22 protein-coding genes and 3 tRNA genes are annotated in these 20384 nt (G+C 64.3%); 18 read left to right on the plus strand and 7 right to left on the minus strand.

What is annotated here, in order from left to right:
- Positions 1-30 precede the first annotated feature (30 nt).
- From CXY75_RS04320 to CXY75_RS04345, 6 genes are all read right to left on the minus strand, one after another.
- On the minus strand, positions 31-960 hold the full coding sequence (locus tag CXY75_RS04320; RefSeq protein ID WP_104081621.1) for an aldo/keto reductase family oxidoreductase: 930 nt from the start codon (positions 958-960) through the stop codon (positions 31-33).
- 53 nt (positions 961-1013) lie between these two features.
- Positions 1014-1682 carry a haloacid dehalogenase type II gene (locus CXY75_RS04325; RefSeq protein ID WP_104081622.1) on the minus strand — a complete coding sequence of 223 codons (669 nt, stop codon included), beginning with the start codon at positions 1680-1682 and terminating at the stop codon, positions 1014-1016.
- Positions 1679-2185, minus strand: coding sequence for an HAD domain-containing protein (locus CXY75_RS04330; RefSeq protein WP_104081623.1), 507 nt, complete (start codon positions 2183-2185; stop codon positions 1679-1681). The genes CXY75_RS04325 and CXY75_RS04330 overlap by 4 nt, the downstream gene beginning before the upstream one ends.
- Positions 2186-2281: 96 nt before the next feature.
- Positions 2282-2357: transfer RNA gene (locus CXY75_RS04335), tRNA-Phe, on the minus strand.
- A 68-nt stretch (positions 2358-2425) separates the two neighbouring features.
- A tRNA-Asp gene (locus CXY75_RS04340) sits at positions 2426-2499 on the minus strand.
- A gap of 96 nt (positions 2500-2595) precedes the next feature.
- Positions 2596-2668 (minus strand) — tRNA-Glu (locus tag CXY75_RS04345).
- 360 nt (positions 2669-3028) lie between these two features.
- Here CXY75_RS04345 and CXY75_RS04350 point away from each other — a divergent pair.
- Both CXY75_RS04350 and CXY75_RS19715 read left to right on the plus strand, forming a co-directional pair.
- Positions 3029-4309: a M23 family metallopeptidase gene (locus CXY75_RS04350; protein ID WP_104081653.1), complete on the plus strand. Its 1281-nt coding sequence runs from the start codon at positions 3029-3031 to the stop codon at positions 4307-4309.
- Positions 4302-5783 carry an NlpC/P60 family protein gene (locus CXY75_RS19715; protein ID WP_158251117.1) on the plus strand — a complete coding sequence of 494 codons (1482 nt, stop codon included), beginning with the start codon at positions 4302-4304 and terminating at the stop codon, positions 5781-5783. Before CXY75_RS04350 ends, CXY75_RS19715 begins: the two co-directional genes overlap by 8 nt.
- A 253-nt stretch (positions 5784-6036) precedes the next feature.
- Here the strand turns inward: CXY75_RS19715 and ppa are convergent, their stop codons facing one another.
- Positions 6037-6528, minus strand: coding sequence for an inorganic diphosphatase (ppa, locus tag CXY75_RS04370; protein WP_104081627.1), 492 nt, complete (start codon positions 6526-6528; stop codon positions 6037-6039).
- 45 nt (positions 6529-6573) lie between these two features.
- Here ppa and tilS point away from each other — a divergent pair, with 45 nt between their 5' ends.
- From tilS to cls, 16 genes are all read left to right on the plus strand, one after another.
- Positions 6574-7554, plus strand: coding sequence for a tRNA lysidine(34) synthetase TilS (gene tilS / locus CXY75_RS04375; protein WP_104081628.1), 981 nt, complete (start codon positions 6574-6576; stop codon positions 7552-7554).
- A 22-nt stretch (positions 7555-7576) separates the two neighbouring features.
- The gene (hpt, locus tag CXY75_RS04380) at positions 7577-8149 is read left to right on the plus strand and encodes a hypoxanthine phosphoribosyltransferase (RefSeq protein WP_104081629.1); all 573 of its coding nucleotides are present in this window, start codon (positions 7577-7579) and stop codon (positions 8147-8149) included.
- Positions 8150-8232: 83 nt separating this feature from the next.
- Positions 8233-10245, plus strand: coding sequence for an ATP-dependent zinc metalloprotease FtsH (gene ftsH / locus CXY75_RS04385; RefSeq protein WP_104081630.1), 2013 nt, complete (start codon positions 8233-8235; stop codon positions 10243-10245).
- Positions 10246-10251: 6 nt separating this feature from the next.
- Positions 10252-10821 carry a GTP cyclohydrolase I FolE gene (gene folE / locus CXY75_RS04390; RefSeq protein ID WP_104081631.1) on the plus strand — a complete coding sequence of 190 codons (570 nt, stop codon included), beginning with the start codon at positions 10252-10254 and terminating at the stop codon, positions 10819-10821.
- Positions 10818-11675 carry a dihydropteroate synthase gene (gene folP, locus CXY75_RS04395; protein ID WP_104081632.1) on the plus strand — a complete coding sequence of 286 codons (858 nt, stop codon included), beginning with the start codon at positions 10818-10820 and terminating at the stop codon, positions 11673-11675. Before folE ends, folP begins: the two co-directional genes overlap by 4 nt.
- Positions 11668-12030, plus strand: coding sequence for a dihydroneopterin aldolase (gene folB / locus CXY75_RS04400; RefSeq protein ID WP_104081633.1), 363 nt, complete (start codon positions 11668-11670; stop codon positions 12028-12030). The genes folP and folB overlap by 8 nt, the downstream gene beginning before the upstream one ends.
- Positions 12027-12563 carry a 2-amino-4-hydroxy-6-hydroxymethyldihydropteridine diphosphokinase gene (gene folK, locus CXY75_RS04405; protein WP_104081634.1) on the plus strand — a complete coding sequence of 179 codons (537 nt, stop codon included), beginning with the start codon at positions 12027-12029 and terminating at the stop codon, positions 12561-12563. The genes folB and folK overlap by 4 nt, the downstream gene beginning before the upstream one ends.
- Positions 12560-13036, plus strand: a complete 477-nt coding sequence (locus CXY75_RS04410) for a DUF3180 domain-containing protein (RefSeq protein WP_104081635.1) — start codon at positions 12560-12562, stop codon at positions 13034-13036. Before folK ends, CXY75_RS04410 begins: the two co-directional genes overlap by 4 nt.
- Complete coding sequence (locus CXY75_RS04415; protein WP_369826666.1) at positions 13029-13550, plus strand: PH domain-containing protein; 522 nt, start codon at positions 13029-13031, stop codon at positions 13548-13550. The genes CXY75_RS04410 and CXY75_RS04415 overlap by 8 nt, the downstream gene beginning before the upstream one ends.
- Positions 13547-15220, plus strand: a complete 1674-nt coding sequence (locus tag CXY75_RS04420) for a PH domain-containing protein (RefSeq protein WP_104081637.1) — start codon at positions 13547-13549, stop codon at positions 15218-15220. The genes CXY75_RS04415 and CXY75_RS04420 overlap by 4 nt, the downstream gene beginning before the upstream one ends.
- Positions 15217-15978 carry a Rossmann-like and DUF2520 domain-containing protein gene (locus CXY75_RS04425; RefSeq protein WP_104081638.1) on the plus strand — a complete coding sequence of 254 codons (762 nt, stop codon included), beginning with the start codon at positions 15217-15219 and terminating at the stop codon, positions 15976-15978. Before CXY75_RS04420 ends, CXY75_RS04425 begins: the two co-directional genes overlap by 4 nt.
- The gene (gene panC / locus CXY75_RS04430; protein WP_104081639.1) at positions 15975-16847 is read left to right on the plus strand and encodes a pantoate--beta-alanine ligase; all 873 of its coding nucleotides are present in this window, start codon (positions 15975-15977) and stop codon (positions 16845-16847) included. The genes CXY75_RS04425 and panC overlap by 4 nt, the downstream gene beginning before the upstream one ends.
- A 42-nt stretch (positions 16848-16889) precedes the next feature.
- Positions 16890-18413, plus strand: a complete 1524-nt coding sequence (gene lysS, locus CXY75_RS04435) for a lysine--tRNA ligase (protein WP_104081640.1) — start codon at positions 16890-16892, stop codon at positions 18411-18413.
- Between the two features lie 3 nt (positions 18414-18416).
- Positions 18417-18566, plus strand: coding sequence for a hypothetical protein (locus CXY75_RS19720; protein ID WP_158251118.1), 150 nt, complete (start codon positions 18417-18419; stop codon positions 18564-18566).
- A 33-nt stretch (positions 18567-18599) separates the two neighbouring features.
- Positions 18600-18779: a hypothetical protein gene (locus tag CXY75_RS04440; RefSeq protein ID WP_104081641.1), complete on the plus strand. Its 180-nt coding sequence runs from the start codon at positions 18600-18602 to the stop codon at positions 18777-18779.
- A gap of 6 nt (positions 18780-18785) precedes the next feature.
- On the plus strand, positions 18786-20249 hold the full coding sequence (gene cls / locus CXY75_RS04445) for a cardiolipin synthase (RefSeq protein ID WP_104081642.1): 1464 nt from the start codon (positions 18786-18788) through the stop codon (positions 20247-20249).
- The last annotated feature ends 135 nt before the right edge of the window (positions 20250-20384 follow it).

Consider the following 20384-nt stretch of genomic DNA (forward strand, 5'->3'; position numbering starts at 1 on the left):
TTTTTACCGCCACGAGTTGCTGGGGACTGACTAAGGAAGGATATGTCCGGCAGCGGTGAAGAGCCGATACCACTCTTCCCTGGTGAGTGCGATATCAGATCCCGCGGCCGAATCGACCAGGTGCGAGATGCTGGTCGTTCCGAGCACGACCTGCATGTGGGCAGGATGACGTGTGATCCAGGCTACGGCAATGGCGGCAGGGGGAGCATCGTAGGTGCGCGCGAGGTCATCAATGACATCGTTCAACGCGGCGTAGTTTTCTCGATCGTTCAAGAAGATGCCGTCGAAGAAACCTTTCTGAAAGGGTGACCAGGCTTGAAGCGTGATGTTGTTGAGTCGGCAGTAGTCGAGGATGCCGTTGTCCCGATCGATGGACTGGTCCAGGCCCGCCATGTTGGCCGAGATTCCGGCGGCGATCAGCGGCGCATGCGTGATGCTCAATTGCACCTGGTTGACGATGAGCGGTTGGGCTACCGAACGTTTCAGCAGCTCAACCTGGCCCGGAGTGTGATTGGAGACGCCGAAATTGAGCACTTTTCCTGCATCGTGAAGAATGTTGAAAGCCGCGGCCACCTCATCTGGTTCCACGAGGGCATCGGGGCGGTGCAGCAGCAGCGTATCGAGATAATCGGTCTTCAATGCCGCGAGCGATTCGTCGACCGATCGCAGGATGTGCTTCTGAGAGAAGTCCCAGAAGCCCGATCGAATGCCGACCTTGGACTGGATGGCGACGCTGGCTCGTTCCTTCGCCGAAAACGTCACGGCGTCACCGAAGCGTCGCTCGCACTCGTGGGGCGTTTCACCATACACATCGGCGTGATCGAAGAAATTGATGCCGGCATCTCTGGCGGCTCCAACCAATGATCGAATCTCCTGGTCAGCCAGGGGAACGATGCGCATCAGCCCGAGGATGATGCTGGAGACGGGGAAGTGAGTATTCGGTAACGTCATTGCCTTCATGTACCCATTCTGGATGCAGACAGGCGTAAACCGCGTTTCCTTCCTCTGATTTATTAAAGCTGGAGGGCCAGATCGCCAAGGGCGGTGATCGTGTGATCCGGTGCTGCGAAGTAGCTCGGGTATGCCTCGCCGGTGCGGTTGAGCCAGGCGGTGCCCAGGCCCGCCTGGGCTGCCCCGTGGATGTCCCAAGGATGCACGGCCACGAGGAGCAGATCGGCCGGTTTCACTCCGCAGGCAGCCGCGGCGAAGTCGTAGGCGGCCCGTACCGGCTTCCATGCCGGGGCATCTTCGACGGTGAGTACGGCCTCGAATTCGCCCCGGAGCCCGGCCCTGGTCAGCAGGGACTCCGCTACCTGATCCGATCCGTTGGACAGGGTAACGAGGCGCATCCCAGCGCTTTTCAGGGCATGGATTCCGCCAGCGATGTCCGGGTGCAGGCTCAACGATTCGAAGCCGTGCATGATGTGGGTCACGGCATCGTCGAGACTGCGCGTGACGGTGACGTCGCGGAGGGCTCCGCGCAGAATCTCCGCACCGATCGCCGAAAATTTTGCTGTTCCACCCGCGGCAGCCAGGGCGAACCCGTCCCGCAGCAGTGCGGCGAACCAGACCTGGGCCAGATATGCCGGGGCTCCGATCTCCACGAATCGGCCGCTCAGCGGGGACATGTCGGAGAGGGTCTCGTTGACGTCGAACACGATCACTGACGGTGTGCTGTTCATGGTTCGTTCCTCTGGTTGGTGGGTGTGTCGGTCGGTTCCAGGCTTTCGATGAAGCGGCGCACGTCGTCGACCTGCGCGTCCGTGAGGCCCCTGTTCATATCGGGCTGCACCAGAAGCGTGGGCCACGTCTGCGCGGTGGCCCAGTCGACGGCGTCCTGGCGCAGGATGTCGTCGACCCAGATCACCGCGTCGGGCTGCGGATCCTGCCGGGCCAGCCATCGGGCAACCCAGTGGAGTTTCGCAGTGGGCGCGGGCGCTGACGGATCGGCGTGCAGGTTGCGCGGAAAGGCGATGCCCGCGGTATGGGAGGACAGTCCAAGGTCTTTCGTCAGGTGAAACGTGTGCGTGGGCGACCAAGTCGTCGCCCAGACGATGGATCCGAGCGCGGCGAGCTGCCGCACGAGCAGCGCACGCGGCGCATCGAGCATGAGCCTCTGGTTGACGACCCGCGGGTTCAGCACCCCATCGACATCAAGCAGGATCAGAACGGTGCGTGTGGTCATGATTCGAGCCTAGGCTCTGCGCATTAACACCGAGCGCCGGGAATACAAAAGCCACTCCCCGAGTTTCTCGCAAGTGAGTCTTCTAGGGAGTGGCGGTGGTGGCCCCGACCGGCGTCGATCCGGTGACCTTTCGATTTTCAGTCGAACGCTCTACCAACTGAGCTACAGGGCCCCAAAGAGGCGTTAAAAACGCTTCTTCTAAGAAAAAAGCCCTTCCTGTCGAAAGGGCTATTTTCTTTGCGACCCTGACCGGACTTGAACCGGCGACCTCCGCCGTGACAGGGCGGCGCGCTAACCAACTGCGCTACAGGGCCTCGAGGTGAAAATTATGAATCTGTGTGCGAGGCACGTGGTAAGACTATTCTATTTATCGTTTTTCATTTACTACCGTGTGCACGTGCTGTTTTGCGTAGCCCCAACGGGATTCGAACCCGTGTTAACGCCGTGAAAGGGCGCCGTCCTAGGCCGCTAAACGATGGGGCCGTGAGCCACAAACTTCATGGCTGCCGAAGAGTAAGCATACGGACTTGTGGGACGAAGGCCAAATCGACGCGCCGAACATCCGCTCACAACATGCCCAGTTCGCAACGACAGTTCGCACCGCGCCCGCAAATGTGCGGGCCACGGCCCGTTTCGGGGGTTAGATTCGTCGATAAGACTGGGTGAAACGTGCCCACTTTGTTACTCTGAAGAGTCTGCTGCAGTGCAAGCTGCGACTGGAATGCCCGTTGGGAAACAATGATTCGTACTACTCGCATGATCGGTCGCACCAGAAATTCTGCGACCATCGGTCTACGACCGAGCAATCGGTGGCCCAGGCACACCCTCGCGTTGACCAGCGTCATGGCCGCTATGACCCTGTTAGTCACGCTCGTGAGTCCGGCCGCCCCGGCGCGGGCAGTTGACTATCCGTCCTGGCAGGACCTGCAGAATGCCAAGGCGAACACCACCGCCGCGGCGGCGCAGGTTATCGAAATCGAGAACCTTATCGCCGGCCTGCAGGTGCAGCGGCAAGAGACTCAGGCTGCCGCGGACAAAAGCGCCAACGAACTCGAGGTCGCTCAGCAGGAGTTTGACGACGCCACCCGCCGTGCAGACGACATTGCGAAACAGGCCGAGGACAGCAAGGCCACAGCGGATGCCGCCACCAAGCAGGCCGGTCAGCTCGCCGCGCAGCTCTACCGCACCGGGGGCACCGACCTGAGCGTCAACCTGTTTCTCGAAGGCAATGGTGACGGCGCCGACGCTGACCTGTTGCTGGCGAAACTAGGCAACATGAGCAAACTGGTCGAGCGTAGTTCTGACGTGTATGACGAGGCGCAGACCGCCACCAACAATGCCCAGTCGCTGGGCGACCAGGCCAAGGTCGCGCAGTCTGAACGGGACAAGCTGCGGATCGCCGCCGAAGAAGCACTCGTCGCCGCGCAGAATGCGGCAGAGGCCGCAGCGGTCGCGCTCGCCGAATCCGAAGCCAAGGGCGTTGAACTGAATCAGCAGCTGCAGTTTATGCGCGACACCCAGGCCACGACGACGGCCGGGTATGAAGCCGGTGTGGCCGAACGTGCTCGCATCGAGGCTGCTCGCATCGAGGCTGTTCGCATTGAGGCCATCCGGGTCGCAGAGGCGGCCGCAGTGGCGGCCGCGCGCACCGGTGGCGGTGGCGGTGGTGGCAGTGGTGGTTCCGGCGGATCGGTGAGCATGTCCGGCTGGGGCGTTCCAGCCAGCGGCCGCATCACCGGCGGCTACGGCCCCCGCTCGACCATTTGCGGCGATAGCGGCCAGTGCAGCGGAAGCTTCCATTACGCGACCGACCTCGGCACCGGATGCGGCGCGCCGCTCTACGCTGCCCACGCTGGCGTCGTGACCTGGGCCGGGCGCCTCGGCACCTACGGCAACTTCGTGAAGATCAGCCACGGCGACAACGTCTCGACCGGCTACGCCCATATTCGGGATGGCGGCTACAGTGTCAGTGTTGGCCAGTCAGTGTCGGCGGGGCAGCTCATTGCCAGTTCCGGAAAGACCGGCGCCGCCAACGGCTGTCACCTGCACTTCGAAGTATGGATTGGTGGCAACCGTATCAATCCCGTTCCATTCATGGCTGACCGGGGAGCATCACTTGGCTAACAGTTCCACCCCTGCACCGAGCACCAACGCACGCGCACGAGCTCGAACCAGATCTAAGCGGCTGTTTTCTGCCGTCGCGATCGGCGCAGCGTCGGCGCTGACAGCATCCGTTGCTGCGGCTGGCGGTGCTGCGTTCGCTGCGCCCGATTATCCGAGCTGGAATGACGTTGAAAAGGCTAAGCAGAACGAGTCGACCAAGCAGGCCGAGATTGCCACGCTCGGCGAGCTGCTCGACGGTTTGGCCACCGAGGCCGCTGAGGCGGTGACGACCGCGCAGATGGCAGCCGAGGCCTATCGCATCACCCAAGATGCGTTGGATGCCGCGACCACACGGGAATCCAGCCTCGCCAAGCAAGCCGAATCGGCCGAGGCTACCGCAGCGACGTCGAAGATGCGGGCCGGCCTGATCGCGGCGCACCTCGCAAAATCTGGCAGCAACGGCCTGTCGCTCAACCTGTTTCTGAACGGCAACAGCGCCGACGATTTGCTCAGCCAACTCGGCACGGCCAGCAAGCTCAGCGAACAGTCTGAGCAGATTTATGCCGAGGCGTTGCAGGACCAGAACGCGGCAGAATCCCTCGGTGAACAGGCGGCCTCAGCCAGCGATGAACGCGAACGCCTCTCCGGGGAATCGAAAATCACTTTCGATGCCGCCGCAGCGAGTGCGGCCGCCGCGCAGGCAGCGTATGACACCCAGCAACGCAAGTCGACCGAACTGTTCGAGCAGCTCGCGCTGCTGAAGGACACCACGGCTGAAGCTGAACGTAGCTTTCACGCCAGCGAGGATGCGGCAGCTGCGGCCGAGGCGTTCGCCCAGGCGCAGGCATCCGCCGCTGCGGTAGCGGATGCTGCGACCGTGCCGACAAGGCAGAATGACGCTGACGCTGACGCTGACGCTGACGCTGACGCTGACGCTGGTGCTGGTGCTGGTGCTGGTGCTGGTGCTGGTACTGGCGCCGGCTCTGCTGCGGGGTCAGGGTCGGGCTCCGCCGCGGACTCAGGTTCAGCCTCGGGTTCCGGCGCGACCACTTCCGTTGTGCCGAGCGCGCCGAGCAGCCCGGCCGGTGGCGGCAACACCACTACGGTGCCCAACGCGAGCGTTGTCGACGCGGCTCTCTCGTTCGCCCGGGCTCAGCTCGGTGACCGGTACGTCTTCGGCGGCTCAGGCCCTGACGCGTGGGATTGTTCGGGACTGACCAAAGCAGCCTTCAATGCGGCCGGCGTCTACATCGGAACGCACTCTGCGACCGACCAGTACAACACCATGGCCCGCCAGGGCAAGCTCGTCTCCTTCGCCCAGGTGCAGGTGGGCGACCTGGTGTTCTGGGGCAGCCCGGGCAACTACTACCACGTGGCGATTTACGTTGGTGGTGGCCGGGTTCTCGAAGCACCCAACCCCTCGTCGCCGGTACGCGAGCATAGTATCTGGTCGTCCTGGGCCGTTGCGCCCTACGTCGGTCGCCCCGCCGCTTAACGAAAAAAGGGCTTCGGCCCAACGCGGGTCGCGGGTGCTGGGGTCGCGGGCATCCGTTTAAACGTGCCGTCTTGCGCGGGACCTGCGCCAGTGCGCGGGAGTTCGGGTCGAGCTGGAACTCCCGCGCACCGTGTCGCGTGGGACCTGCGCCAGTGTGCGGGAGTTGGGCCTCCCGCGCAGCGGCGCAGCTCCCGCGCACCGTGAACGTGGCCGGCCGGGCCCGGAACAATCAGGGGACGGACGAAGCTGAGGGCTAGTGGCCCTCGGCAGCGAGCTTCGCGACGCCGTCGACGACGATCTGGTTGGCCTCGGCTGCATCGCCCCAGCCCTCGGTCTTGACCCACTTGTTCGGTTCGAGGTCCTTGTAGTGCTCGAAGAAGTGCTCGATTTCCTTGCGGGTGTACTCCGGAATGTCCAGGACATCCTGGATGTGATCCCAGCGTGGATCGCCGGCCGGAACGGCGATAACCTTGGCGTCTGAACCGCCGTCATCGGTCATGTTGAACACGCCAACGGGGCGCACGGAGACGCCAACTCCCGGAAACAGCGGGTAGTCGAGCAACACGAGCACGTCGACGGGGTCGCCGTCGAGGCCGAGAGTGTTCTCGAAGTAGCCGTAGTCAGTGGGGTACATGAAGCTCGTGTAGAGCACGCGGTCGAGATAGACCCGACCGGTTTCGTGGTCCACCTCATACTTGTTGCGGCTCCCGCGGGGGATTTCGATGACTGCGTCGTATTCGGCCATGGCCTTGTTTCTCCCTTGTTCTAAGTCTGCGGATAACGTTACTGGATGAAGTCTTCCCGTCGCCCGCGCCTGACCCCGGCCACCGCCGATATCCGCCGGGCCGTGCGCGCGCTGCTGCCACCCAACGGACTCGTTCTGGTCGGCCTCAGTGGCGGCGCCGACTCGCTCGCCCTGGCCGCAGCGACCGCCTTTGAGGCCGAGCGGGCTGGCATCCGGGCCGGCGCGGTGATCGTCGACCACAACCTGCAGGCCGGTTCAGCGGATGTCGCGGCACGGGCAGCAGATACCGCGCGCCGCCTCGGCCTCGATCCGGTCCTCGTGCTGAGTGTGCACGTCGAAAGCGATGGAACAGGTCCGGAAGCGGCGGCCCGCACCGCCCGCTACGCGGCCTTCGACGCTGCCAGGGAGCAGACCGGGGCCAGCGGCGTGCTGCTCGGGCACACCCTCGACGACCAGGCCGAAACCGTGCTGCTGGGCCTGGCCCGCGGCTCCGGTCCGACGAGTTTGCGCGGTATGGCGGCGCGAACCGGGCCGATTCTGCGACCGTTGCTGGGCATCCGTCGCGCCCAAACCCGCCAATTTTGCGCCGAGGCCGGTCTGGAACCGTGGAGCGATCCGCAGAATTTCGACCAGCGCTATGCCCGGGTGCGGGTGCGCGAAACCGTGCTGCCGCTGTTGGAGAGTGAACTCGGCCCGGGCGTCGGGGTGGCGCTCGCGCGTACGGCCGAGGCCCTGCGGGAAGATTCCGACGCGCTCGACCAGCTGGCACGGGCTGTGCTGCACGCACACTGGGTGAACGGCGAGATCGCGGCGGCCGTGCTGGCGGCGCAATCGGCCGCGGTACGGCAGCGGGTGATTCGCTTCGGCACGCTGGAGCAGCACGCTGTGGCCCTTGATCGCGGACAGACCCTCGCCGTGGCAGCCCTCGTGACTCACTGGCACGGACAGGGAGCGCTCAGCCTGCCAGGTATTAGAGTTGTACGGAAGGGCGGAATGTTGATTTTTTCTGTGCCTGGACACATCTAAAGAAAAGGACTGCACCTTTCACATGGAACCTCGCGACATTGACGGCGACCTCACCGAGATCCTGATCAGCGAGGAGCAGATTCAAGCTCGCCTCGCCGAGATGTCACGCCAGATCGAAACGGACTATGCCGGCACCGACCTGCTGCTGGTCGGCGTGCTCAAGGGCGCGGTCATGGTCATGGCCGATCTGGCCCGCGAACTGCACCACCCGATCACCATGGACTGGATGGCCGTGAGTTCCTACGGATCCGGCACGCAGTCCAGCGGCGTCGTGCGCATTCTGAAGGACCTCGACACCGACCTCTCCGGTCGCAACGTACTCATCGTCGAAGACATCATCGACTCGGGGCTGACCCTGTCGTGGCTGCTGGCGAACCTGAAAACGCGCGGTCCGGCATCCATTGAAATCTGTGCGCTGCTGCGCAAACCGGATGCCGCGCGCGTCGACATCGACGTGAAATACGTCGGTTTCGACATTCCGAACAAGTTTGTCGTCGGTTACGGCCTCGACTACGACGAGAAGTACCGCAATCTGCGTTCGGTCGGCATCCTGGCCCCGCACGTGTACTCCACCGCTCCGGCAGCGGCGCTCTAACCGCGCCCGGCACCTTGCCGCAAGTTTTCCTTTGGGCGAACATGCGGCATTCCCTTGTAATCGCGCGCTAGCCTAAGGTCACCATGAACGTCAAGAAGCTACTCCGCGGCCCGATTCTCTATATCGTGCTCGCCATCATCGCCGTCTGGGTGGGGTCAAGTCTCATTACCATGAGCGGATTTCGCGAGGTCTCCACTCAGGAGGGACTGAGCTTTCTCAAAGCGGGCAATGTAGCCGAGGTGACCATCGTCGACGGCGAACAGCGCGTCGACCTCACGCTAACCAAGGCCAGCGGCGACCTCGGCACTCAGGTGCAGTTCTACTACGTGGCCCCGCGTGGCGAAGAGATCATCACCGCCGTGAGTGCCGCGAACCCGAAGGACGGCTTCACCGACGAGGTGCCACAGCCCAACTGGGTGCTCTCCGTGCTGAGCTTTCTGCTTCCCGTGTTGCTCATCGGTGCCTTCTTCTGGCTGATGATCTCCATGCAGGGCGGTGGCGGCAGCAAGGTGATGAAGTTCGGCAAGTCCAAAGCTAAGCTCGTCTCCAAGGAAAGCCCCCAGGTTACCTTCGCCGACGTCGCCGGGGCCGACGAAGCCATTGAAGAGCTTGAAGAAATCAAAGACTTCCTCAAGGAGCCGGCTAAGTTTCAGGCGGTCGGCGCGCGTATTCCCAAGGGTGTGCTGCTCTACGGCCCTCCCGGAACCGGTAAGACCCTGCTCGCCCGCGCCGTTGCCGGCGAGGCCAACGTACCGTTTTATGCCATCAGTGGCTCGGACTTCGTGGAGATGTTCGTCGGCGTCGGCGCCAGCCGCGTGCGTGACCTGTTTGCGCAGGCCAAAGAGAACGCGCCAGCCATTATCTTCATCGACGAGATCGACGCTGTCGGTCGCCACCGTGGTGCCGGCATGGGTGGCGGTCACGACGAACGTGAGCAGACCCTCAACCAGTTGCTGGTCGAAATGGACGGCTTCGACGTCAAGGCCAACGTCATCCTGATCGCCGCAACCAACCGCCCCGATATTCTCGACCCCGCGCTGCTTCGCCCTGGCCGGTTCGATCGGCAGATCGGCGTTGACGCACCTGACATGCTCGGCCGCAAACGCATTCTCGAGGTGCACTCCAAGGGCAAACCGATGGCCGAGGGTGTCGACCTCGAAGTGCTCGCCCGCAAGACGCCCGGTTTCACCGGCGCCGACCTGGCCAACGTGCTCAACGAGGCAGCGTTGCTCACCGCACGCTCCAACGCCCAGCTCATCGACAACCGGGCCCTCGACGAGGCCGTCGACCGCGTCATGGCCGGTCCTCAACGCCGCACCCGCGTGATGCGCGACAAGGAAAAGCTCATCACGGCCTACCACGAGGGTGGTCACGCCCTCGTCGCAACCGCGATGAACAATACCGACCCGGTCACCAAAATCACCATTTTGCCGCGCGGCCGGGCTCTTGGCTACACGATGGTGATGCCGCTCGAAGACCGCTATTCGGTCACCCGCAACGAACTGCTCGACCAGCTGGCCTACGCTATGGGTGGCCGCGTCGCCGAAGAGATCATCTTCCATGACCCGACCAGTGGCGCGTCCAACGACATCGAGAAGGCCACCGCGACCGCCCGCAAGATGGTCACCGAGTTCGGTATGAGCGCCGTCGTCGGGCCGCTCAAGCTTGGTCAGGGTTCCGGCGAGGTCTTTTTGGGCCGCGACATGGGTCACCAGCGGGACTACTCCGAGCGTGTAGCCGAGAGCGTCGACCGCGAGGTGCGCCAGCTGCTCGAAGACGCCCACGACGAGGCCTACGAGGTTTTGATCAAGAACCGGGTCATTCTCGACAACCTCGCCACCGCCCTGCTCGAGCACGAAACGCTCGACCAGACCGCCCTCGCAGCGATCTTCGCCGATGTGGAGAAATTGCCACCGCGCCCGCAGTGGCTCTCCAGCGACAAGCGACCCGTCTCCGACGTGCCACCGATCACGATGCCGGCTCCGAAGGCTCCCATTGACGGCGCGGCCGTCGATGGTGGCATCTCGAGCGGCGACGCTGTCCCCGCCAAACCGAAGCGCGCGCCGGCCCGTAACCCCCGCCCCGCAACCGCCTAGGCGCTCGTGGCAGTGGACAGGGGGCGCATCCAGGCGGCCGTCTCGGAGATTCTCGCTGCAATCGGCGAAAATCCCGAGCGGGTCGGGCTGGAAAGCACTCCGCGCCGGGTGGCGGATGCCTACGCCGAGTTTTTTGCCGGGCTCGACCAGGATCCGCAAGACCTGCTGCACGACTTCGTACCGGTCGATGGCAGTACTGGCGAACTCGTGTTGCTGCGCGACATCGCCTTCCGCTCGATCTGCGAGCACCACCTGCTGCCGTTCCTCGGCATCGCCCACGTGGCCTATCTGCCGAGGGGCCGCGTCGTTGGCCTCGGCCGGTTGCCAGCCGTCGTCGAGACCATCGCGGCGCGGCCGCAACTGCAGGAACGACTGACCGAGGAGATCGCTGATGCCCTGCAGGAGGGCCTCGATCCGCTCGGCGTGCTCGTCGTGCTCGATGCCGTGCACGGCTGCGTCGGTACCCGCGGGCCGCGGCAGAGCGCGAGTTCGACCGTGACCATGGCCTCCCGGGGCGCGCTGACCGAACCGACGGCTCGCGCCGAGATCATCGCCCTGATCGCGGCCGGCGGATGACGCTGATCATGGGTGTGCTCAACGTCACCCCCGATTCCTTCAGCGACGGTGGCAAGTGGGCGTCAACGGATGCCGCCATCGAGCATGGTCTGCGGTTGCGCGCGGACGGCGCCGACCTGATCGACATCGGCGGCGAGTCGACCAGGCCCGGCGCCACCCGGGTGCCCCCGGACGAAGAACAAAGCCGGGTCATTCCGGTGATCACCGAACTCGCCAGGCACGGACTGCGCCTGAGCATCGACACGTTCAACGCCGCAACGGCCCGCGCTGCGGCGAAGGCCGGCGCGACTATCATTAACGACGTCTCTGGCGGACTCGCCGACCCTGACATGGCCGCTATCGCTGCAGACACCGGCCTGACCTACGTGGCCATGCACTGGCGCGGCCACGCCCAGCAAATGGATTCTGTGACGGCCTACGACGACGTCGTCACCGATGTCATCGCCGAGCTGAACGTGCGCGTTGCCGCTTTGACGGCCGCCGGCGTCGATCTGGACCGGATCGTACTCGACCCGGGCCTCGGCTTCTCGAAGAAGACCGAACACAACTGGCAACTCATCAACCGGCTCGACGCCTTCGCCGAGCTGGGTCTTCCGGTTCTGGTTGGCGCCTCGCGCAAACGCTTTCTAGCCGAGGTGCTTCCGGTCGGGGCCCCCGTGCTCGAACGCGACCTGCCGACTGCCGTCGTGAGCGTGCTGGCCGCCCAGGCCGGCGCCTGGGCGGTGCGCGTGCACGACGTCGCCGCGACTCGCGCAGCGCTCAACGTGCTGGCCAGTGTGCGACAGTCGATGCCCCGGGTCCCGCCAGAATTGCCAGGCGGCGCGCCGAGTCCGACACAATGGAACCATGACTGATTCGATCACCCTCACCGGCTTGCGGGTGAACGCCCACCACGGCGTCTACGACTTTGAGAAAGAGAACGGCCAGGACTTCGTCATCGACGTGACCGTCTGGCTGGATCTGGTGCGGGCCGCGGCGAGCGATGACGTGACCCAGACCATCCACTATGGCGAACTGGCCGAGGAAGTCACCGACGCCGCCACGCACAACCCGGTCGACCTCATTGAAACCGTCGCCGAACGCATCGCCGCCGTCGTGTTGGCCCACCCGCCGGCCCTCAAGGTGCAGGTGACGGTGCACAAGCCGCAGGCACCGATCTCGGTGCCGTTCACCGACGTTGCCGTGCAGATCACTCGGACTCGGTCGTGAGCAAGCGCGCCGAACGGGTTGTGCTGGCCCTCGGCAGCAATCTCGGCGACCGGACGGCAACGCTGGCCGGTGCCGTGCGTGATCTTGTGGCCCTACCCGGTGCTGCGCTGGGAGCCGTCTCGCCGGTCTATGAATCGGCAGCAGTGAAGCTCGACGGAGTCGACGAGAACGCACCGCGCTATCTCAACTGCGTCGTTTTGATCGACTATACGGGCGACCCGTATGACCTACTCGACGCCGTCAACGCGATCGAGGCCGAGCACGGCCGGGTGCGCGCGGAACGTTGGGGCGATCGCACGCTCGACATCGACATCATTCTGTTTGGAAAGCTGGTGCTCGACGATGACCGCCTGACTCTGCCGCACCCGCGCGCCGCGGAGCGTGACTTTGTGCTCGCCCCCTGGGGTGATATCGACGCGGATGCGATCATTCCGGGCCGTGGCTCGGTGCGCGACCTGCTCGCCGCGACCGGCAACATGGTGCGCAGGGCGGCGGATGCGCCATCCGCGCCATTTGAGGGAGCGCGGCAATGAAGCGCTCGCACGCGACCGGGATGCTGGCGGTTTTACTGGTCGGTCTCGTGATCGGATTTCTGATCGAAATCGCCTTCGCGGCATCCGGTGCCCCGATTGTCGTTCCCCCGATTACCCTGCCGCTGACGCTCGTGCTGCTCGGCGCTGTCGTCGTCAGCCTCGCTTGGCAGGTGCATCAGGGTAGCCGCCGCAAGGCCCTGCGCCGGATCGACCCGTTTTGGGCGATGCGGGTGGCCGTGCTGTCCAAGGCGACATCGCTAACGGGGTCGCTGCTGTTCGGCGCTGCGCTCGGTGTCGTGCTGTATATTCTCACCCGCTCGGTGGTTCCCGCTGTCACCTCGCTCTGGCTCGCGGTCGGCACTGCGATCGGCGGCGCCGTGATGCTGACGGCCGGCCTCGTGGCCGAACACTTCTGCACCCTGCCGCCGAATGACGACACCGACACCGACGAGACCGGAGGTACGCGTGCCTGATCAAGGCGACCTGAACCCGTCCCAACCATCCGCCCGGCTCGACCTGGTCGACGTTGGCGAGTGGAAGCGCGTCTCCCCAAAATATGTTGTCGTGGAGATCGTCGGCACGATCGTTTTTGGCGTCGTGGTGTGCGGCGGCGCCAGCCTACTCTGGCTGCTGCTCGATGCGACCTGGGCGATGTGGGTTGGCCTCGCGGTTCTCCTGATGACGATCATTAACCTCGTGTTCGAACCGCGGCGCGTGCGCTCCATCGGCTATCAGCTGCGGGGCGACGACCTGCTCTTTCGCCGCGGCATCCTTTTTCAACGCTTTGTTGCCGTGCCGTACGGGCGCATGCAGCTCATCGATATCACGCGCGGGCCGGTCGCCCGCTGGCTCGGCTTGGCGGACCTGAAATTCGTCACCGCCGCGGCGACCGCGAGCGTATCGATTCCGGGGCTGCCAGAGGCCGATGCCGAGAGCCTGCGCGACCGTCTGGTGGAGCTCGCCGAGATTCGCCGGGCGGGACTGTGAGCGAGTCCGTCGTTCCGGTGCCGCGCACCGACCTCACCGACGGGCAGTGGCACCGTCTTCACCCGGCGACTCCTCTGTTGCGCGGCGGCATCTTCATGGTCGCGATCCTCGGCTTCATTTTCGCTAACCTGCGCGAACGCCTCATCGACCTATTCATCGGCCAGGAGAATTACGGCGGCGATCCGATCGACGAGATCTACCAGCGTGGGGCAACCGGGTGGGCGCTGCTCATTATTGCCGGGGTGCTGATCGTGATCATCGTCGCGTTCTACCTGTCGTGGCGCATGCACACCTTCCGCGTCAGCGGCGAAATCGTCGAGGTGCGCAGCGGCCTCATTTTTCGCAGCAACCGCAAGGCCCGACTCGACCGGGTGCAGGGCGTGAATCTGGCCCGGCCGGTGGTTCCACGCCTATTCGGTGCGGCCCGGCTTGAAATCACCGTTGCCGGGCAAGACGGCAACGTACAGCTGGCCTACTTGGGATCGAAACTAGCGGATGACCTGCGTCGCGATATCCTGCATCTCGCCTCTGGTCTGCGGCAGGCCCGAGCGCCGATGGCCGCGCCGGAGGCCGCTGCAACACCAAACGCCCCGGCCGTGCCCGGCGATGACGAAGCCCCCACCCTGATCGGCCCGCCCACCGCGCACTCCGCCCTCGGCGATTTCGCGACCGCGCGCTACCAGGAGTTTGTGGCTCCGGAACAGGACCCCGACGCCGCGCCGCCGGAGTCGGTCGTGCGCATCCCGCCGGGGCGACTGATCGCATCCGTTGTGATGAGCGGCTTCACCGTCTTTCTGCTCCTCGCCGGCATCGGGCTGATCATCAGCGTGATCGCTGGCAGCAGCGGCTGGGTGCTCGTGGCCGTGCTGCCCGGCCTCATCGGCAGCGTCGGCTACTACTTCTCGCGCATTACCAAGCAACTACGCTTCACGATTGCGGGCACGAGTGATGGGGTGCGGGTCGGTTTTGGGCTGCTCTCCACGAGCAGCCAGACCCTGCCGCCCGGTCGCATCCACGCGATTGCGGTATCGCAGCCCATTCTCTGGCGCCGGTTCGGGTGGTGGCAGATCAGCATCAATACCGCCGGTCAGGCCACCCGCGGCAGTGGGGCACCGGCAACCAGCACCACCATTTTGCCCGTCGGAACCCTCGCCGATGTTGCCAAGGTGCTCGAACTGGCCCTGCCAGGTTTTGACACCGACCACCATCGGGCGCTCGTGGCCGACGGCATGCTCGGCGGGCGCAAGCGTGATGCTGGCGTTCCCGACTATTTCAGCAATGCGCCGCGCCGCGCGGCCTGGTTGCGGCCGTTCTCTTGGCACCGCACCGGCTGGGCAGTATCGGGAAACGTCGCCCTGCTGCGCTGCGGCGTCATCTCTCGCGACCTGATCCTGGTGCCGCTGGCCCGCATGCAGGGCGTGAGCGTGCGGCAAGGGCCGCTGCGACGCCGGCTGCGGCTGGCCGCGGCCGACCTGTACACGGTCGCCGGCCCGGTCAACGCATCGCTCAGCGTGCTCGACGTCGACGAAGCCCTCGTGCTCTTTGAGTGGATGTCCACCGGCGCGGTTCGTTCCGCGCAGTCCGACACCAGCCATCACTGGAGCAGAGCGATGCCGAAATCCGCGGCTGACCAACAGTCGTCTCAGAACCAGCAGGGAGCAGTAAAATGACCGGAAAGCCCGGCCGCCTCGGCGTCGGAATCATCGGCGCCGGCCACGTCGGCCCCATTCTCGGAGCCGCCCTCGCCGGCGCCGGCCACGCCATCGTCGGCATCACCGCAATCTCGCAGGCCAGCCGCGACCGGGCCGAAGCGATTCTGCCTCTCGTGCCCATTTTGACCGTGCCTGAAGTCGTCGAACGCAGTGAACTGGTCATCATCGCCGTGCCGGATACGCAGCTAGAGAGCCTCGTGCAGGGCCTCGCTGCGACCAACACCTGGCAGCCTGGCCAGCTTGTGCTGCACACCTCCGCTCGGTTTGGTACCGCGGTGCTCGCCCCGGCCCAGGCAGCTGGCGCGATTCCGTTGGCGGTTCACCCGGCCATGGCGTTCACCGGCACCAGCCTTGACCTCGCTCGGCTCGCCGACAGCTATTTTGCCGTGACCGCGCCGGGCCCCGTACTTCCGATCGGGCAGGCACTTGCGGTGGAGATGGGCGGCGAACCACTCATCATCGCCGAGGGCGACCGGGCCAGCTACGCCGAAGCCATCGAAATTGCCACCGCCTTTTCTACCTCGATCGTCGAGCAGGCCAGCCGCCTGCTGACCGGTATCGGCCTGGAGAATCCAGGCGCTGTCATCGGCCCGCTGCTGCGCTCCGCGATGGAGAATGCCCTCGGGCATCTGGGCTCCGAACGCCTTGACTTGGCCGGCCTCGACGAGTTCGAACAGCGCCGGCATCCGCTTGACAACGACCGGGAAGCTGAATGAGCACGCCAGAACTGATCCACACCATCGCCGAGTTGCAGCAGAAGCTGGGCGATGCCCGCGACCGGGCGGCCCGGGCCGGCGGTGACGGCCGTATCGTGCTGGTGCCGACCATGGGCGCCCTGCACGCCGGGCACCTCGCCCTGGTGCGGCGGGCGCAGGCGCTCGGCGGCATCGTCGTGGTGTCGATCTTCGTCAACCCGTTGCAGTTCGGCGTCGGCGAAGACCTCGAGCGGTATCCGCGCACCGAAACCGCCGATCTCGCCGCCCTCGCGGCCGAGAACGTGTCGTTCGTGTTCGCGCCGAGTGCCCGTGACATGTATCCAGACACGGCGAACGGCACGCGCGTGACCGCCGGCCCGATCGGCAGCGCTTTCGAAGGCGCCGTGCGCCCCGGACACTTCGACGGCATGCTCACGGTCGTGGCGAAACTGCTCAATATCGTGCAACCGGATGCCGCTGTATTCGGCCAAAAAGACGGCCAGCAGGTTTTTCTCGTGCAGAGCATGGTCGCCGACCTGAACCTGCGCACCGAGATCGAGGTGGTGCCGACCGTGCGTGAGCCGAGCGGACTCGCCTTGTCCAGCCGTAACCGCTACCTCGACGAGGCCCAGAATACGGCGGCGGGGGCTCTGTTCGCCGGGCTGACTGCTGCCGCTGAAACTGCTGCGGCCGGGCAAATAGCCGCCCTCTCAGCCGCACACGCACGCATGGCCGCCCAGCCCCTGGTTAAACTGGACTATCTCGTGATCGTGCACCCGCAGACCTTTGTTCCGGTCGACGACGCTTATCACGGGCCGGCCCGCATTCTCGTGGCCGCGCGCGTCGGAACCACCCGCCTGATCGACAACGTGCCGCTTACCCTGGGGTAGCATCCGCTTATTTCTGAACTGACAGCACCAACGGAGAACCGCATGAGCCAGAACCCCACATCCGCCTCGCCCGACGACGAATTCTCCGACCTGGAAATGAACGAGCAGAAGGCCGTGCGCCTCGGCAAACGTGACCGCCTGAATGCGGCAGCCGCCAGCCCCGCCGGCGGCGCCTACCCGGTATCGGTTCCGGTCACCCACACCATTCCGGCCGTGCGCGCCGAATTCGGCCAGCTCGAAGCGGATGCCACCACCGGCGTTACCGTCGGCCTGGCCGGCCGCATCGTGCACCTGCGCAATACCGGCAAGCTATGCTTCGCGAGCCTGCAGTCAGGCGACGGCACCCGCATTCAGGCCATGGTGTCGCTGGCCGCCGTCGGCGAAACGTCGCTCGCGGCCTGGAAGGACCTGGTCGACCTCGGCGACCACCTGTTCGTCACCGGCGAGGTCATCTCCAGTCGTCGCGGCGAGCTGTCGATCATGGTGACCGACTGGCAGATTGCGGCCAAGGCGCTGCTGCCGCTGCCCAACTTGCACACCGAGCTCAGTGAAGAGACCAGGGTGCGCAGCCGCTACCTCGACTTGATCAGCCGCGAACAGGCCCGCAGTAACGTGATCTCCCGTTCAAAGGCCGTCGCGAGCCTGCGCAAGACATTTACCGACCTGGACTTCATCGAGATCGAAACCCCGATGTTGCAGACCATGCACGGCGGGGCATCCGCTCGCCCATTTCACACCCATAGCAATGCCTTCGACACCGAGCTATTTCTGCGCATTGCGCCCGAACTGTTTTTGAAGCGCGCAGTGGTCGGCGGCATCGACCGGGTGTACGAGATCAACCGCAACTTTCGCAACGAGGGCGCCGACTCCACCCACTCTCCCGAATTCGCGATGCTCGAGGCCTATGAAGCGTATGGCGACTACAACTCCATCGCCGACCTCACCCAGAAGCTGATTCAGGATGCCGCGCTTGCGATCGCGGGATCGCACACGGTTACCTGGGCCGACGGTACCCTATTCGACCTCGGCGGTGAGTGGGATCGCATCGGCATGTACGACAGCCTGTCGGCGGCCGCCGGCATCACGATCACGCCCGAGACGCCCCTGGCCGATTTGGTCGCCCTCGCTGCCCGCGAAGGCATCGAGATCGACCATCCCATTCACGGCAAGTACGTCGAAGAGCTGTGGGAACACTTCGTCAAGGGCGACCTGGTGCGTCCAACCTTCGTGATGGACTTTCCGATTGACACGAGCCCCCTCGTGCGCGGCCACCGTTCGGTGGCCGGCGTGGTGGAAAAGTGGGACCTCTACGTGCGCGGCTTCGAACTGGCCACCGGCTATTCTGAGCTCGTCGACCCGGTCGTGCAGCGCGAACGCTTCATCGAGCAGGCCAGCCTTGCCGCGGGGGGAGACCCGGAGGCCATGCGTCTCGACGAAGAATTTCTGCGTGCGCTGGAATACGGCATGCCGCCGACCGGCGGTATGGGCATGGGCATCGACCGGATGCTGATGGCACTGACCGGTCTCGGTATTCGCGAGACGATTCTTTTCCCCCTGGTGAAGTAGACCATGATGAGCTATCTGCCCGATGACGAGCTGCAGCCCGATAAGGGCGGGCGCAAACCGCCGTCGATGAACCGCATCGCGATTTGGGTGATCGTCGGCGGCGTCGGCGTCTATTTTCTCGGCAGCGGCATCTTCGCGATCCTCACCAAGTAGCCGCTCTCCAGACTGTGCGCGTAGTCTGGGGGTGTGATTGAGAACTTTTGGGGTAACGCGCTCTTTTCGGTTGTACCCACCATTGCGCTTGGCCTCATCTTCTGGATGTTGATGCGCTCAATCCTGCGCGCTGACCGCACCGAACGTAAGGTGTACGCCCAAATCGAAGCCGAAGAACGCGCCAGGCTCGGTCTCGACAAACCGGCCACCTAAGTACCAATGTTTGGCATAGACGGCGTGGCCATCACCGTTGTGCTGGCCTTCATCGTCGACTTTTCGGTGCGTCTCGTGGCCATTATTGTTGTTCCCCGCAATCGCCGGCCCATGTCGGGCATGGCCTGGTTGCTGACCATCTTTTTCATTCCGTACCTCGGCGTGCTGCTGTTTCTGCTGATCGGCTACCGCACCCTGCCGAAGAAACGCCGATTGATGCAGGAGGAGATCAACAAGTTCATCCTCGATAGCACCGAGGGCATGGAGCTGGTGCGGCGCGATCATCCGTGGCCGAGTTGGCTCGAATCGGTCGTTGAACTTAACCGCAACCTCGGGGCGATGCCACTCGTCGGCGACAACACCGCGAGCCTGATCAACAACTATCAGCTCGCGTTCGACACCATGATCGCCGACATTGATCTGGCCCAGAAATACGTGCACGTTGAGTTCTACATTCTCTCCTTGGACCACACCACGGCGCAGTTCTTCGACGCCTTGGAAAACGCGCACAAGCGCGGTGTGACCGTGCGGGTGCTGATGGACCACATCCAGACCATGCGAAAACCCGGCTTTCACCAGACCAAGAAACGCCTGACGGATGCTGGTATCCACTGGGAACTCATGCTGCCGGTACAGCCTTTTAAGGGCAAATGGCAGCGACCAGACCTGCGCAACCACCGCAAGCTGCTCATCATCGATGGTCTGGTCGGTTTCATGGGATCGCAGAACATCATCGACCGCACCTACAACATGCGACGTAACATCCGTCGGGGTTTGAAGTGGAAAGACTTCATGACCCGGCTGGAAGGCCCGATCGTGTCCGGGCTGAACGCGATATTCATCACCGACTGGTACAGCGAAACCAACGAACTGCTCACGCGTGACATCGAGCCGGTGCATCCGCGGCCGGTGACGGATGCCCTCGACTGCCAGGTCGTGCCGAGTGGCCCCGGTTTCAAGGGTGAGAACAACCTGCGGTTATTTCTCGCGTTGCTGTACTACGCACAGGACCGCATCATCATCACGAGTCCCTATTTTGTGCCGGACGAATCGATCATGTACGCCATTACGACTGCCGTACAGCGGGGCCTGCACGTTGAACTATTCGTGTCGGAGATCGGCGACCAGGCCGTGGTCTACCACGCGCAGCGCTCGTACTACGAGGAACTACTGACCGCGGGCGTGCACATCTACATGTACAAGGCGCCATACATTTTGCACGCCAAGCACTTCACCATTGACGATGAGGTCGCCGTCGTCGGCTCGAGCAACATGGACCAGCGCTCGTTCAGCCTCAACATGGAGGTATCGCTCATGGTGCGCGGCCCGGCGTTCGTGCGCAACCTGCGCGCCATGGAGGACGAGAACCGGCGCAACAGCCGCGAGCTCACGCTTGAGGAGTGGCGCAAGCAGCCGCTGCGCTCGACCATTCTCGACAACCTCGCAAGGCTCACCTCCGCCGTACAGTAGCGCCTGTTGACGGATGCCGCGCGCGGCCCGCGCGTAGCATCCGTCACGCCTACGGCGAACAAACGCCCGGAAGCGGCGCAGGCTGGCTACTCTCAAAGTAACGGCACCAACTGCCCTGGCGCCAAGGGAGCGATC

Source organism: Cryobacterium sp. Y11, assembly GCF_002929535.1.
Classification (GTDB): domain Bacteria; phylum Actinomycetota; class Actinomycetes; order Actinomycetales; family Microbacteriaceae; genus Cryobacterium.

Bases quoted from the DNA above. Each gene is read 5' to 3' on its own strand.
- CXY75_RS04320 (WP_104081621.1), bottom strand. From the start codon at position 960: ATGAAGGCAATGACGTTACCGAATACTCACTTCCCCGTCTCCAGCATC.
- CXY75_RS04325 (WP_104081622.1), bottom strand. From the start codon at position 1,682: ATGAACAGCACACCGTCAGTGATCGTGTTCGACGTCAACGAGACCCTC.
- CXY75_RS04330 (WP_104081623.1), bottom strand. From the start codon at position 2,185: ATGACCACACGCACCGTTCTGATCCTGCTTGATGTCGATGGGGTGCTG.
- CXY75_RS04350 (WP_104081653.1), top strand. From the start codon at position 3,029: ATGGCCGCTATGACCCTGTTAGTCACGCTCGTGAGTCCGGCCGCCCCG.
- ppa (WP_104081627.1), bottom strand. From the start codon at position 6,528: ATGGCCGAATACGACGCAGTCATCGAAATCCCCCGCGGGAGCCGCAAC.
- tilS (WP_104081628.1), top strand. From the start codon at position 6,574: ATGAAGTCTTCCCGTCGCCCGCGCCTGACCCCGGCCACCGCCGATATC.
- hpt (WP_104081629.1), top strand. From the start codon at position 7,577: ATGGAACCTCGCGACATTGACGGCGACCTCACCGAGATCCTGATCAGC.
- ftsH (WP_104081630.1), top strand. From the start codon at position 8,233: ATGAACGTCAAGAAGCTACTCCGCGGCCCGATTCTCTATATCGTGCTC.
- folP (WP_104081632.1), top strand. From the start codon at position 10,818: ATGACGCTGATCATGGGTGTGCTCAACGTCACCCCCGATTCCTTCAGC.
- folB (WP_104081633.1), top strand. From the start codon at position 11,668: ATGACTGATTCGATCACCCTCACCGGCTTGCGGGTGAACGCCCACCAC.
- CXY75_RS04410 (WP_104081635.1), top strand. From the start codon at position 12,560: ATGAAGCGCTCGCACGCGACCGGGATGCTGGCGGTTTTACTGGTCGGT.
- CXY75_RS04425 (WP_104081638.1), top strand. From the start codon at position 15,217: ATGACCGGAAAGCCCGGCCGCCTCGGCGTCGGAATCATCGGCGCCGGC.
- panC (WP_104081639.1), top strand. From the start codon at position 15,975: ATGAGCACGCCAGAACTGATCCACACCATCGCCGAGTTGCAGCAGAAG.
- lysS (WP_104081640.1), top strand. From the start codon at position 16,890: ATGAGCCAGAACCCCACATCCGCCTCGCCCGACGACGAATTCTCCGAC.
- CXY75_RS19720 (WP_158251118.1), top strand. From the start codon at position 18,417: ATGATGAGCTATCTGCCCGATGACGAGCTGCAGCCCGATAAGGGCGGG.
- cls (WP_104081642.1), top strand. From the start codon at position 18,786: ATGTTTGGCATAGACGGCGTGGCCATCACCGTTGTGCTGGCCTTCATC.